At 37.4% G+C, this 12953-nt stretch carries 13 protein-coding genes and 1 tRNA gene; 7 read left to right on the top strand and 7 right to left on the bottom strand.

The features are described from left to right. Positions 1 to 31: 31 nt before the first annotated feature. Genes Q0X66_RS09775 through ppk2 (Q0X66_RS09765) form a run of 3 tightly spaced genes read right to left on the bottom strand, consistent with a single transcriptional unit; the run spans position 32 to position 2134 of the window. On the bottom strand, positions 32 to 436 hold the full coding sequence (locus Q0X66_RS09775) for a hypothetical protein (RefSeq protein WP_297705809.1): 405 nt from the start codon (positions 434 to 436) through the stop codon (positions 32 to 34). A 36-nt stretch (positions 437 to 472) separates the two neighbouring features. After that, positions 473 to 1285 (bottom strand): polyphosphate kinase 2, encoded by an 813-nt coding sequence (ppk2, locus tag Q0X66_RS09770; protein ID WP_297705807.1) that lies wholly within the window; start codon positions 1283 to 1285, stop codon positions 473 to 475. Positions 1286 to 1288: 3 nt separating this feature from the next. Further along, positions 1289 to 2134, bottom strand: a complete 846-nt coding sequence (ppk2, locus tag Q0X66_RS09765) for a polyphosphate kinase 2 (RefSeq protein ID WP_297705805.1) — start codon at positions 2132 to 2134, stop codon at positions 1289 to 1291. A gap of 219 nt (positions 2135 to 2353) precedes the next feature. On the opposite strand from ppk2 (Q0X66_RS09765), the gene Q0X66_RS09760 reads away from it, so the two are divergent. The 4 genes from Q0X66_RS09760 to Q0X66_RS09745 all read left to right on the top strand — a co-directional run bounded on the left by Q0X66_RS09760 (position 2354) and on the right by Q0X66_RS09745 (position 5858). Next, positions 2354 to 4399, top strand: coding sequence for a S9 family peptidase (locus Q0X66_RS09760; protein WP_297705803.1), 2046 nt, complete (start codon positions 2354 to 2356; stop codon positions 4397 to 4399). 3 nt (positions 4400 to 4402) lie between these two features. Next, positions 4403 to 4843, top strand: a complete 441-nt coding sequence (locus Q0X66_RS09755) for a hypothetical protein (protein ID WP_297705801.1) — start codon at positions 4403 to 4405, stop codon at positions 4841 to 4843. 38 nt (positions 4844 to 4881) lie between these two features. Continuing rightward, positions 4882 to 5289, top strand: coding sequence for a DUF2141 domain-containing protein (locus Q0X66_RS09750; RefSeq protein WP_297705799.1), 408 nt, complete (start codon positions 4882 to 4884; stop codon positions 5287 to 5289). A gap of 176 nt (positions 5290 to 5465) precedes the next feature. Next, complete coding sequence (locus Q0X66_RS09745) at positions 5466 to 5858, top strand: DUF423 domain-containing protein (protein ID WP_297705797.1); 393 nt, start codon at positions 5466 to 5468, stop codon at positions 5856 to 5858. Positions 5859 to 6011: 153 nt separating this feature from the next. Here Q0X66_RS09745 and feoB read toward each other — a convergent pair whose 3' ends face one another. The 3 genes from feoB to Q0X66_RS09730 all read right to left on the bottom strand — a co-directional run bounded on the left by feoB (position 6012) and on the right by Q0X66_RS09730 (position 9227). Continuing rightward, complete coding sequence (gene feoB, locus Q0X66_RS09740; protein ID WP_297705795.1) at positions 6012 to 8237, bottom strand: ferrous iron transport protein B; 2226 nt, start codon at positions 8235 to 8237, stop codon at positions 6012 to 6014. Then, entirely contained in the window at positions 8237 to 8479 is a 243-nt protein-coding gene (locus Q0X66_RS09735; protein ID WP_297705793.1) for a FeoA family protein, read from the bottom strand. The genes feoB and Q0X66_RS09735 overlap by 1 nt, the downstream gene beginning before the upstream one ends. A 73-nt stretch (positions 8480 to 8552) precedes the next feature. Continuing rightward, positions 8553 to 9227: an SCO family protein gene (locus Q0X66_RS09730; RefSeq protein WP_297705791.1), complete on the bottom strand. Its 675-nt coding sequence runs from the start codon at positions 9225 to 9227 to the stop codon at positions 8553 to 8555. Positions 9228 to 9389: 162 nt separating this feature from the next. Here Q0X66_RS09730 and rseP point away from each other — a divergent pair, with 162 nt between their 5' ends. The 3 genes from rseP (at position 9390) to Q0X66_RS09715 (ending at position 12052) form a co-directional block, all read left to right on the top strand. Then, positions 9390 to 10742 (top strand): RIP metalloprotease RseP, encoded by a 1353-nt coding sequence (gene rseP, locus Q0X66_RS09725; RefSeq protein WP_297705789.1) that lies wholly within the window; start codon positions 9390 to 9392, stop codon positions 10740 to 10742. A 209-nt stretch (positions 10743 to 10951) separates the two neighbouring features. After that, on the top strand, positions 10952 to 11773 hold the full coding sequence (locus Q0X66_RS09720) for a DUF4382 domain-containing protein (RefSeq protein ID WP_297705786.1): 822 nt from the start codon (positions 10952 to 10954) through the stop codon (positions 11771 to 11773). Between the two features lie 205 nt (positions 11774 to 11978). Then, positions 11979 to 12052, top strand: a tRNA-Asn gene (locus Q0X66_RS09715). Positions 12053 to 12328: 276 nt separating this feature from the next. Here the strand turns inward: Q0X66_RS09715 and Q0X66_RS09710 are convergent. Then, on the bottom strand, positions 12329 to 12953 hold a 625-nt coding region (locus Q0X66_RS09710), incomplete at its 5' end, for a hypothetical protein (protein ID WP_297705784.1).

The raw sequence follows: 12953 nt of genomic DNA, 5'->3' as shown, positions 1-12953 counted from the left end.
TATGCCAAGGGAAAAAATAAACCAAGATGAATTATACCGCGCGGGGGGGTTGGAAAGGGGCTTCTTTCTCGCAATTAGAATATGAAGCCTGATAAAAGAAATTTGTAGCTGAATTCACCAAATCGTCAACGGGGTTAATATTATAAGCTTGTAAATCTTTTATCATGAATGCGGAAAGCAAGGTCATATGAGGTTGGTGCTGAAATGGTAATTCTTCGTGTTCTTGTTTTTCTTCCTGATGTTTTTTATTGTGATCCGCTTCAAGCTCACCATAATGCTTTGAGATAAAGACGAACAAATTATCCCCATATTTCTCAGAATGAAATTTGGCATGCTCTATTAATTCACTAAGATCAACAAGATCGCTGATACAAATGTTGAAGCTTTGTATCAGAATAAGGAAAGAAGCCGCTATGGAAACTAGTTTTACCATCATAATCCTTACGTAAAGATACAATAATCTAAAATATTCTTATTGAACCTCCTCTTCCTCAACAATTTCATAAGGGATATTCTCTATCATATAACTCAAGGCTTTAATTCTGGCATCTGTTTTTCTGTCGGCATCTACAATTACCCATGGAGAATCTTTTAAATCTGTGTGTTCAAACATTTTTACCTTGAACTCAGTGTATTCATCCCACAATTCCTGCGCTTTTTCGTCTACTGCTGTCATTTTCCACTTTTTTAGCGGATCGGATTTAATTTCCTTAAACCGAAATGCCTGTTCCTCTTTGGTAATTGAAAAATAGAATTTTATTAAATAAGTATCCGAATCCATGATCATTCTTTCAAAACTGTTTACCTGCTTCATAAAACTTTGGTACTGAAGCTTAGTGCAAAAACCATTCACTGGCTCAACAACGGCCCGGTTATACCAGCTTCGGTCAAAAAAGACCATTTCTCCGGGTTTTGGAAGTTTGTTTACATAACGCTGAAAATACCATTGTCCCGTTTCCTCGACAGTTGGTTTGGGCAAGGCCACTATCCTGTATTGCCTGGGATTAATATATGCGGTGATTCTTCTTATGGCTCCTCCTTTACCCGCCGCATCCCGGCCTTCAAAAATCACGACTATTTTCTTATTTTTTGCTATTACCCAATTTTGAAGCTTAATAAGTTCTGTCTGAAGCTCTTTAATTTTCAGTTCGTGCTTCGTTAATCGCAAGGCCTTTTCAACATTAGTCTTCTTATCAGATAATAGACTTCTCAATCCAATAGGAGAGTTAAGCAATGAAATATCATCTTCACTAAGTTGAATATGTTTTGTGTCCTTTATTGTCATTTTCTATATATCAATTTGTTCAATATGCCTGTAATACCGGAGAACTATGTTAGGATCTGGCAATATGCTAGTTTGGTGTTTTGTTTTTCGCGTATAATCAAACTTGGAAAGTACATAACGAATACTCTCAAGACGGGCAGTCTTTTTGCTGTTGGCCTTTACAATTATCCATGGACTGAAAGTGGTATGTGTTTTGGAAAACATTTGTTCTTTATAATAGCTGTATTTATCCCACAAGGCTTGCCCTTTTTTATCTACCGGACTAAATTTCCATTTTTTTAAAGGATTTAATAACCGACTTTCTATTCGCTTTTTTTGCTCTTTTTTGGAAATTGAAAACCAAAATTTTATAAGTTGAACACCATCTTCATAGAGCATATGTTCAAACCCCGGAACCTGAACCATAAATTGATTATAATCATGCTTATTGCAAAAGCCCATTACGGGCTCAACCACTGCTCTGTTGTACCAACTCCTGTCAAAAAAAACAATCTCTCCGGGATTTGGAAGTTCTTTGATATATCTTCTAAAATACCATTGTCCCCCTTCTACATCGGTAGGTTTGGAAAGTGCAACAACTCTCATTGACCTGGGATTAAGGTGTTCGGTAAAACGTTTTATAGCACCACCTTTACCCGCAGCGTCCCTGCCTTCAAAAATTATTGCTACCCTAAGTTTTTTTTTAATTACCCACCGCTGTAAGTTTACTAATTCTATCTGTAAAAGTCTCAGTTCTTCTTCATATCGAAGTCTATTAAGTACCCTGGAAATATCCAGTTCCTTCTGATCAGCTATAGCAATCAAATCCTTTCTCTTCTTAACGCTTGTTAGATCTTCCGGTAAAAACATTTAGCACGAGTATTAGGTGTAGGAATTAATTTAAAATAAAAGAGTTAGTTACCTCTTAAAATTAAGACATAGCTATAAAGATACTAATTTTGATCAATAGTTTTAACACATTCAGACTTGTTTTTCTTTCAAATTAATCCATTAAATAAAGGCTTGCCTGTAAATTGTTATAGTTCATGTTAATGATTAAGTTTAAAAAGTATTTCAAAATCTTATTCTATGATTCTTAGGAAAATATGTTATGTTATAATTTTATTATTTATTGGATTTCCGGCGTATGCTCAAAAACAAAACTTTAGTTACCTGGATGTTTTTAAACTTGAATATGTTTCTGATCCGCAAATAGCTCCAGATGGTGCCCGGATAGCTTATAGGAGGATGGGTTTTGACATAATGAAAGATAAGGCTGATGGTAACCTTTGGATAATTAATTCTGATGGTTCGGGACATCAAAAGCTCACTTCACATGAAGTGAGTGAACAAAGCCCCAGATGGTCTCCAAGTGGAGATAGGATTGCATTTATTAGCACAACCGGTGAAGGTTCTGAGATTTTTATGTATTGGTTAGATAGCGGGAAGTTGGCAAAAATCAGCCAACTATCATTTAGTCCAAGTGCATTAACATGGTCACCTAGAGGCGACCAATTGGCATTTTCTATGAATGTTGAAAAAGAACCTCCGGTAATTGCAAAAATCCCTAAGAAACCTGAAGGTGCAAATTGGGCTGAAAAACCAAGAATTACAGATCGGTTATATCATGAGGCAGATGGGCGGGGTTATATAAAGCCTGGCTTTAATCACATCTTTGTAATTCCGGCTCAGGGAGGCGCAATTAGACAGGTGACGGCAGATGATTACCACCATAGAGGAAAGCTTTCATGGTCTGCAGATGGGAATAAAATATTTTTCTCGGGAAACAGAACGGAGAACTGGGAATATGATTTTCGTAACAGTGAAATATATGAGGTGGAGGTTGCATCGGGCCGTATAAAGGCCTTAACTGAAAGGAAGGGCCCCGATAGCAACCCGGTTGTATCACCAAATGGGAAATATATTGCCTATTTAGGATTTCAGGATAAAGTACAAACGTATCAGGTTGAACAATTACATATTATGAAAACTGATGGTACAGAGGGCAGGGTTTTATCTAAAGATCTTGACAGGAGTATTTCGGGTATGATTTGGGACGCAAAGAATACGGGACTCTATATTTCATATGATGATAAAGGAAACACCAAAGTTGGATATATTTCATTAGAGGGGAAAATTACCAAACTGGCAGATGATCTCGGTGGCACTTCTATAGGGCGGCCCTATGCCGGCGGATCTTTTAGCGTATCTAAAGATGGCGCGATCGCCTATACACAAAGCAGACCTGATTACCCGGCTGAGCTGGCGACAATTAGTTCAAAGTCTAAAAGAACAAATAAGATTACTGCTCTTAATAAAGCACTTTTTGACTATAGGATGTTGGGTATTGTTGAAGAAGTTTGGTACAAATCCTCTGTGGATCAGAGAGAGCTTCAAGGCTGGGTGGTCTACCCGCCAAATTATGACGATAACAAAAAATATCCATTTCTGGTTGAAAATCATGGAGGACCGGTTCTTAACTATGGGGACAGGTTTTCGGCGGAGATACAACTATATGCAGCGGCAGGGTATATAGTTTTTTATCCTAACGCCAGGGGAAGTACAAGCTATGGGGAAGAATTTGGAAATCTGTTATACAATAATTACCCAGGTGACGACTACCATGATGTTATGGATGGAGTTGATCATTGTATAAAAAAAGGAATTGCTTATGAAGATCAACTGTATGTTACAGGGGGAAGTGCTGGGGGTATTATGACTGCATGGATAATTGGTAAAAACAACAGGTTCAAAGCTGCAGTGGTAGCAAAACCGGTGATGAACTGGATAAGTAAAACCCTGGTTGCAGATAATTATTTTGGGTATGCCAATTCCCGGTATCCGGGTCAGCCCTGGGAAAATTTTGAAGGCTATTGGAAATTTTCTCCCTTGTCTCTCGTTGGTAATATAGAAACACCAACAATGGTAATGGTTGGAATGGAAGATTTAAGAACACCTCCAAGTGAAGCCAAACAGCTTTATCACGCCTTAAAATTAAGGAAAATTGAAACTGTGTTGGTGGAGATCCCCGGCGCGGGTCATGGTATAGCGAGCAGACCAAGTAATTTAATTACAAAAATTGCGCATACCCTGGCATGGTTTGAGAAATACAGACAAGAAAGTCAAAATGACTAGCTTATGAAAGGAAAAAAAAGGCATTGGTTTTGGAATTTACTTATAGTCCTAACTGTAATTGTCTGTATATTAAGTTTTTTAGCACATTATAAAAACTGGATATGGAAAAAACCCGATGGAATTGAGATTTTATCCGGAGTATATTATATGGAGCTACCGTTTAATAGGATGAATAAAGTATCAATGGTAAACAAAATTCCCTCTTTGGATCGTAAAAATGGTTTTTCGGCCTGGGAAAAGGAAAAAGGAATTTTTAAAGATTCCCTGAATGAAGAAAAACTCGTTTATGTTTATGTAGACAACTTATACCATCCAAAAATCAGATTAACCTACAATGATTCCCTTCTGCTTTTTATCAATTTGTCTGATTCAGTTAAAACAAAAGAGCTATATCTTTACCTCGAAGAAAAAATTGATACCCAAGAGATACAATTAATTCAGTAAAAAAGAGTTTCCTAGTACAAATCAAATAATTTATTCTAATGAAGTTATTATTTCTAAATCTGCTGCTTTTACCTTTTATGATGTTTTCTCAGAACAAACTTTCGGTAGACGTAACAGGAGTTAAAAGCAATAGCGGCAGTGTACTTGTTGCCGTATATGACAGCTCTGATAATTTTTTGGATTCGGATAAAATGTTTTCCGGAGGTAGTAGTAAAGCACAATTAGGGAATACATGGGTAATAATTGATGATTTACCTGATGGGGAGTATGCGCTGGCAATTTTTCATGATGAAGACGGGGATGATGAGTTGAATACCAACTGGATCGGGATCCCAAAAGAACCTATATGTTTTTCTATTGGAAAAATGAAAACGTTCGGACCTCCTAAATATCAAGAATGCGCATTCAAAGTTGAAGGTGATAAAGAAATCCGGGTTTCTTTTTAAGAAAATTTACTTCATATTACTTTTCACTCCAAATAGTAGGGAACCACAGTTCTATTAGCGTAATCATACAAAGCTGAGACTAACATAAAAAATTAGAAAAGGAGAATATTTTTTTCAATTGTTGAAAAAATAATCCTTTGAGGTATTCCCGGACTATCTGTATATTTAATAATTATATGGAGACTATTCTAATTGTTCAATTATTAGGTGCTTTGCTGGGATTACTTGCCGTGGTTTTTGGTGCGTTTGGTGCCCATGCCTTAAAGAAATCCCTCTCGGAGGCACAGCTCAAAAGTTTTGATACAGGCGTAAAGTACCAGATGTATCATGCCATTCTTTTGCTTATTCTGGGATTCAATCTTGGTTTTACCACGGCTTTGGAGAAAAATATAGCCTACTGCATCATATTAGGGACTTTTCTTTTTTCTTTTAGCATATACGCCCTATCTATCGGTGCTTCAAAAGGGAAATCCTTGAAATTTTTAGGGCCTGTAACTCCTTTGGGGGGATTACTTTTGATAATAGGTTGGGGGTTGCTTTTTTATTCTTTTATTGCAAATATGGTTTAATCTTAATGGCATCCGCAATTACCCTCTTCACATGAACCTTTATTCGCTTTTTTGGAAGAAAATAAACGCTTGGGCAGGAAGAACTTTTTGGCTATATAAAAGATGGCAATAGCTAAAGTCAGATAAACCAATATGGGTTGTAATACACTCATTTTATTTCAAAACCTGATAGGCAATTAAAGCTACAATATACGCAAAAACGCTCATAAACACCAATTGAGCCATAGGCCATCGCCAGCTATTAGTCTCACGCTTCACAATGGCAAGTGTACTCATGCACTGCATAGCGAAGGCATAAAAAAGGAGCAGTGAAATTCCGGAGGCCAGATCAAACAAGGGCTTTTTGGTAATGGGGTTTACTTCTGAAGCCATCCTGTGTTTAATTGTATCCTCCTCGTCGTTTCCCACACTATAGATAGTTGCCAAAGTTCCTACAAAAACTTCCCGTGCCGCAAAAGAAGTCAGTACGGCAATACCTATCTTCCAGTCGTAGCCTAAAGGAGCTACTGCAGGTTCAATTGCTTTCCCAATAGTGCCTATGTACGAATTTTCAAGTTTAAAACCTTTAATTTCCTGTTTTCGGGCTTTCTGATAAAGAATTACCTCCTTTTGACTTAATGAATCCCTTAGTGCGTTATTAGTAATTTGGGCTGTACTATCCCTTAAAAACGATTCATAATCAATCAATTTATTTTGAATGCTGGTAGTATTGAATCGGGTTAAACCTTCAGTATCAATTTTCTTATTAACTATCTTATCGGCATTTTTAAAGTTGGAAGAGTAGCCATTAGAACCCAAAAACCATAAAATAATTGAAATTGCAAGGATAATTTTACCCGCACCATAAACAAAACTTTTGGTCTTTTCTATAACCGTATAGGCTACATTCTTTATAAGAGGTAACTTATAGCTTGGCATTTCTACCATAAAAAATGACCTGCTTTTTATATCCAGAACTTTATTAAGAATCATTGCGGATACAATGGCAGCTCCAAACCCAATTAAGTACAACAAGGTAAGTGTAAGTGCCTGATAACTCAGGCCTATAATTCTGCCTTCGGGAATAACAAGAGCTATAATGATGAGATATACCGGGAGTCGGGCAGAACAGGTTACAAAAGGGGTTACTAAAATGGTAATAAGACGTTCCTTCCAGTTTTCAATATTACGAGTGGCCATCACAGCGGGAATAGCACAGGCAGTGCCTGAAATTAATGGAACTACACTTTTCCCACTTAAACCAAATGGCCTCATAATACGATCCATAAGGAATACCACCCTGCTCATGTATCCTGACTCCTCCAATAGTGCAATAAACAAAAATAAAAAGGCGATCTGAGGAATGAATATTACGATTCCCCCAATACCTGCAAGTATACCTTCGGCTAAAAGATTAGTAAACATTCCCGGCGGCATGGCAGCTTTTATCCAATTGCTCGCAGCGGCAAACTGCTCGTCAATAAAATCCATAGGAATACTACTCCAATCGTAAATTGCCTGAAAAATGGTCAATAAAATGACCAGGAAAATTAAGTAACCAAATATCTTATGGGTTAAGATCCTATCTACTGTAGCTCTGAATCCCTTGGCGGCATTCCTGTCTACTTTATAGGTCTCTTTTAATACCCCGTTTATAAATTGATACCGGAGAATGGTTTCCTTCTGCTGCAGTCTTTTTAATTCTGCCTTGGTCTTGGTCGTAAATGAAGATGTATCTTGTACGGCCTTTTTTTCAATGGGCATAAAATTGACATCCTGCGTAATTACAAGCCACAACTTATAGAGATCTTCATTAGGAAATGTCCGTTGTAATCTTTCAAAATATTCCGGTGCTATTACCGTGGCATCAACATTTGGTTTAACGGACAAATTTTTATAATCGGCAATCAATTGGCGAATTCGCTCAATCCCGGTGCCTTGCCTTGTACTCACTAGGGCTATTTTAGTATTTAATTTTTCTTCAAGGAGAGATACGTCCAGGGTAATTCCCTTTTTAGGCATCCTGTCCGACATATTGATGATCAAAATTGCAGGAATTTTCAGGTCTTTTATTTGGGTAAAAACAAGCAGATTTCTCTTCAAATTTTCAACATCACTAATAACTACTGCCACATCAGGGAAATCCTTATCGTTCTTGTTGAGAAGTAATTCTACAACTACACTTTCGTCCAGAGAAGTCGTATTCAGACTATAAGTGCCCGGCAGGTCCAGAATATGTGCTTTAACGCCTCGGGGCAATTTGCAGACACCTTCCTTTTTTTCAACAGTAATCCCCGGGTAATTACCCACTTTTTGATTCAGACCGGTTAATTGATTAAAAACGGAGGTCTTTCCTGTATTTGGATTGCCGATAAGTGCAACATTGATATTTTTACTCATTATGTAGCTTTATCTTCTATGATATCCAACTCTATTTGAAGGGCAACTGATCTTCTGATGGCAATATGAGAACCGTTAACATTTATGTACAGAGGATCCTTTAGAGGAGCTATTTGAATCAATTCTACCTCATTTCCGGGAAGGCACCCTAATTCTAATAATTTAATAGGCAGTATTCCTTTGGTAAATTCTTTAATAATTCCCCTTTCACCACGCTTTAAATGTGCAACGGTTGTAACCAATTTTTATTTAGATTCATTATAAGTAAGCACAAAAATAATGGAAAAAGATGAGGTATTAGCTGGAATTGACACTTCAATTAAGGTAAGACATTTTTAAAACCGCCAGATCCTGAAGTAATTTTGCCATTTCCTCTTTGCTGGTACCATCATAAGTACCTCTTATTCTACGTTCTTTATCGATCAAAATAAAATTTTCTGTATGTATCATATCAAATGGTCCACCGTCACCATCATCTTTTACTGCCAGATAAGACTTTCTCGCCAGTTCATAAATATGTTTTTTCTCGCCGGTCACCAAATTCCATTTTTTGTCTATAACCCCTTTTTCTAAAGCATATTTTTTAAGTTGTGCAACAGAATCTATATCCGGGGTAACGGAATGCGATAATAGCAGCACGTCCTTATCATTTGCAATCTGCGACTGTAAATAGACCATATTTTCGGTCATTATGGGGCATATAGTTGGGCATGTAGTAAAGAAGAAGTCCGCCACATAAATTTTATCTTTATAAAAATCCTGAGTTATGGTTTTGCCGTTTTGGTTGGTAAGTGAAAAGTTGGCAATGGTATGGTATTTTTTTACATGGACCAGGGTACTATCCACCAATTCCGAATTAAAATCGGCGGGTTGGTAAACCGGGAGCACATTTTTAGGTTGCAAGGCATTGTAAAACAAATAAATGATAATCACGGATAACAAAAGGAGTACGATTCCAAAAAATTTGTATTTACTAAAGAAAGAAAGCATTCACTTTTTTTTGCAAAGGTACAGCAGCAAATCGTAGCATTCAAAAACTTTAATGTGGGTTTGCTGCCAAAACTTTCTTAAATATCTGCACGGGATCATAGTTTCTTTTTATAAGACCTTGTAAAAGTGTACTTTTGTGCGCTTTACTTATAAAATCTATAGATGAGTCCTATACTTATAAAGACTATACAGTTTTTTCTGAGTCTTTCACTTTTAATCGTCCTTCATGAATTGGGACATTTTATCCCTGCCAAGATATTTAAGACGCGGGTAGAGAAATTTTATCTGTTTTTTGATATTAAATTTTCCCTTTTTAAGAAGAAAATAGGTGAAACCGTTTATGGGATCGGATGGTTACCACTTGGAGGTTATGTTAAGATAGCTGGCATGATTGATGAGAGCATGGACACGGCTCAAATGGCTGAAGAACCTAAGTCGTGGGAGTTTAGATCCAAGCCGGCATGGCAGCGACTCATTATTATGCTTGGAGGTGTTACGGTAAACTTTATTCTGGCAGTTATTATCTATATTGGGATGGCTTATTCTTATGGTGACCAGTACATACCAATGAATAGTTTAAAGGATGGTATTTGGGTTACGGAAAAGAATATTGGCGATGAATTAGGGGTGCAAACGGGCGATCAGATTGTAGCTATTGATGGGGAAGAAGTTGAAAATTTTGATAGTTTACTGGGGGAAATTATAAATGGGAATACGATCACTATTGAAAGAGATGGTACCACAATAGAAAAAGAGATTCCGGTAGATTTCATAGCCACATTATTGGAGGACGAGGATAAAATACGATTTATAAGCCCCAGGCTTCCTTTTATTGTGGGTGGCATACCCAATGAATCAGCGAACAAAGATTCGGGCTTGAAAGTAAAGGACCATATAGTTGGTATAGGAGATCAGAAGATTACGTATTTTGATGAAGCCAAACCTGCTATAGAGCGCTACACAGGTCAAAAAGTAGATCTTATAGTTAGTCGGGATGGAATTGAAGAACAGATCCCGGTTGTAATTAGTGACTCAGCCACTATTGGAGTTAATACGGGTGCCCTGCCCTTTGACCAAATGGAGAAGATGGGCTATTTTAAGTTAGAGACAAGGAAATACACTTTTGCAGAGTCAATTCCCGCCGGAATTGAGAAAGGTGTAACAACACTTACCAGTTATGTAAAACAGCTTAAGAAAATATTTAACCCGGAAACAGGTGCCTATAAAGGCGTTGGAGGTTTCGCGGCTATTGGGAGTATGTTTCCGGATACATGGAACTGGCCTGTATTTTGGTCAACCACAGCATTGATATCCATCATTTTGGCCTTTATGAATATATTACCCATCCCTGCATTAGACGGCGGACATGTTACCTTTTTATTGTATGAGATGGTAACGGGCAGAAAGCCCAGTGATAAGTTTTTAGAATTCGCCCAAATGATCGGATTCTTTCTGTTGATCGCATTATTATTATTTGCCAACGGCAATGATATATATAAATGGCTAGTTAAATAGCTATTGCTTTTGTGAAAGTAAGGCGAGTTCTTAAAACCCACATTACCCGGTATTTATACGCCTTTATCATAGCACTTTTTGATTATTTGACAAACTATTGCTGTAGTTCATCGATATTTTCAGGGATATTTAAAAGGTAGAATTAACTTAGTATCATAATTCACTGAAGCCTAAATTTCAGTAACCCCTTTAATCTTAAAATTAGACATATGAAAACCTACTATTATGTGCTTTTCGCGCTATTTTCCGGTATATTATTATTTATAGGTTGTTCCGATTATGGGAATGAACTTCAATATGTAAAGTATGGTAAGATTTCGGTAAAGCTTACTGACGCTCCATTTCCATATGATTTCATTGATGAAGCCAATGTCACTATTTATAAAATAGAAACACGTGTTAAAAACTTGGATGAATCCAAAGGAGATCAAGATGATTCTAATTTTGAAGTCCTTTATGAAGGAGAACAAAAAGTAAATCTGTTAACATTGACCAACGGGGTTACCATGGCAATGGGTGAAGCGGAAGTACCGGTTGGTTCCTATGACTTGGTAAGGGTTTATATAAAGGAAGGCAGTGTAGTACTAAAAGATGGGACTACTTTTGATTTAAAGGTTCCTAGTGGTGAGCAAACAGGTATTAAAGTATTTGTGAATCCTGCGATTGAAGTTTTTAGTAGTTTGAGCAGTGATCTTTTATTGGATATTGATGTAAGTAAATCTTTTATTGCCAAAGGAAATATAGAAAGTATGGGGGGAATCACAGGGTTTAACTTTAAACCGGTTATTAGGGCATCAAATATGAGTACAGCTGGGAGTTTAGCAGGCCGTGTTACTACATTGGTCGAAGAGGTTGAAACCGGTATTGATGGTGTACAGATTAGTGTATGGGATGGCGAAGAGCATATCACATCCACATCAACAGATGAATCTGGTAATTATATGGTTTTAGGATTGGAAGAAGGAACTTATACCATTCAGGCAGAAGCTATGGATTATACCACAAATATAAAGGAGGATAGTTTTGATTAAAATCAAAAAAATGACAAAAAGATACTTTTTGTTTGTTGGGCGTATTTGAAAAATCATTTATATTTGCACCCCGTTTAAGCAATTAAAGCTGCTTAACTTCCTCCTTAGCTCATCCCGATAGCTATCGGGAGGTTAGAGCCTCGGCAATAAGTTCTTAATAATTGTGAATACATATTGTATTTAATAGATTAAATATTAATCATATTCCTCCTTAGCTCAGTTGGTTAGAGCATCTGACTGTTAATCAGAGGGTCCTTGGTTCGAGTCCAAGAGGGGGAGCGCCGAAGTAGAGCGGAGCTCACTTCATCGCAATACCAAAGCCATTCACGAAAGTGGGTGGCTTTTTTCGTGGGAAAACTTGGGCGAGAAGTTTATCCCGCCATTGGCGGGAAGTCCAAGAGGGGGAGCGCCGAAGTAGAGCGGAGCTCACTTCATCGCAATACCAAAGCCATTCACGAAAGTGAGTGGCTTTTTTCGTGGGAAAACTTGGGCGAGAAGTCTATGCCGCACAAGGACCCTCTGATTATAAAAAGAAATACCCTATCTCCTTTTAATTTAGTTTTTTGGCCATGAAGACCAATTGCTGCAATGACCCGCATTGTCTGTTTGTAGAATGGATGTTTGAACACCACTATATGCTGCATTCATAACTGCTCTTGGTGAAAAATGTAGAACTTCATTGCCGCCAGATAGAAATGCTGTCCCAAAATGAGCTTGACTTAGACCATGCCCGGACTCATGTAACGCAATTGTCTCAACATCAAATCTAGATCCATCCTTCCATTCAAAAGTGTCGTTATAATAAACTTCTCTCCAAGCAACATCGAACTTTCCATTCTTATCAAGGTCAATAAGGTCTCCATTATTATCTGTAAAAACGATAGTAAAAGTAGCTCCTAATATAAATTGAGAACCATCCCCTTCTTCTGTTAAAAGATCGAAAAATGCAGCTTGTAACCAACCGCCATGCATAACATCTGAGATATATTCAAAACTGCCTCCCAAATCTTCATCAACGAATGGATTAAAGATCGCTGCGATAAATCCTGTATCACTACCATCATACGGAACTTCAAATATTCCTAAATCCGAACAAGTAATATCATCCCAAGTACTCATTGCTCTATCTATCGCATTATGGCTATCAGCCGCAGCTAAATCAGCTGAGGGTCTATTATCA

This window comes from uncultured Eudoraea sp. (genome assembly GCF_947260015.1).
GTDB lineage: Bacteria > Bacteroidota > Bacteroidia > Flavobacteriales > Flavobacteriaceae > Eudoraea.
This window is presented reverse-complemented; position numbering and strand designations above follow the sequence as displayed.

What these genes read in the sequence shown, in the direction of transcription:
- Q0X66_RS09775 (WP_297705809.1), bottom strand. Translation starts at nt 436, where the DNA reads ATGATGGTAAAACTAGTTTCCATAGCGGCTTCTTTCCTTATTCTGATA.
- ppk2 (WP_297705807.1), bottom strand. Translation starts at nt 1,285, where the DNA reads ATGACAATAAAGGACACAAAACATATTCAACTTAGTGAAGATGATATT.
- ppk2 (WP_297705805.1), bottom strand. Translation starts at nt 2,134, where the DNA reads ATGTTTTTACCGGAAGATCTAACAAGCGTTAAGAAGAGAAAGGATTTG.
- Q0X66_RS09760 (WP_297705803.1), top strand. Translation starts at nt 2,354, where the DNA reads ATGATTCTTAGGAAAATATGTTATGTTATAATTTTATTATTTATTGGA.
- Q0X66_RS09755 (WP_297705801.1), top strand. Translation starts at nt 4,403, where the DNA reads ATGAAAGGAAAAAAAAGGCATTGGTTTTGGAATTTACTTATAGTCCTA.
- Q0X66_RS09750 (WP_297705799.1), top strand. Translation starts at nt 4,882, where the DNA reads ATGAAGTTATTATTTCTAAATCTGCTGCTTTTACCTTTTATGATGTTT.
- Q0X66_RS09745 (WP_297705797.1), top strand. Translation starts at nt 5,466, where the DNA reads ATGGAGACTATTCTAATTGTTCAATTATTAGGTGCTTTGCTGGGATTA.
- feoB (WP_297705795.1), bottom strand. Translation starts at nt 8,237, where the DNA reads ATGAGTAAAAATATCAATGTTGCACTTATCGGCAATCCAAATACAGGA.
- Q0X66_RS09730 (WP_297705791.1), bottom strand. Translation starts at nt 9,227, where the DNA reads ATGCTTTCTTTCTTTAGTAAATACAAATTTTTTGGAATCGTACTCCTT.
- rseP (WP_297705789.1), top strand. Translation starts at nt 9,390, where the DNA reads ATGAGTCCTATACTTATAAAGACTATACAGTTTTTTCTGAGTCTTTCA.
- Q0X66_RS09720 (WP_297705786.1), top strand. Translation starts at nt 10,952, where the DNA reads ATGAAAACCTACTATTATGTGCTTTTCGCGCTATTTTCCGGTATATTA.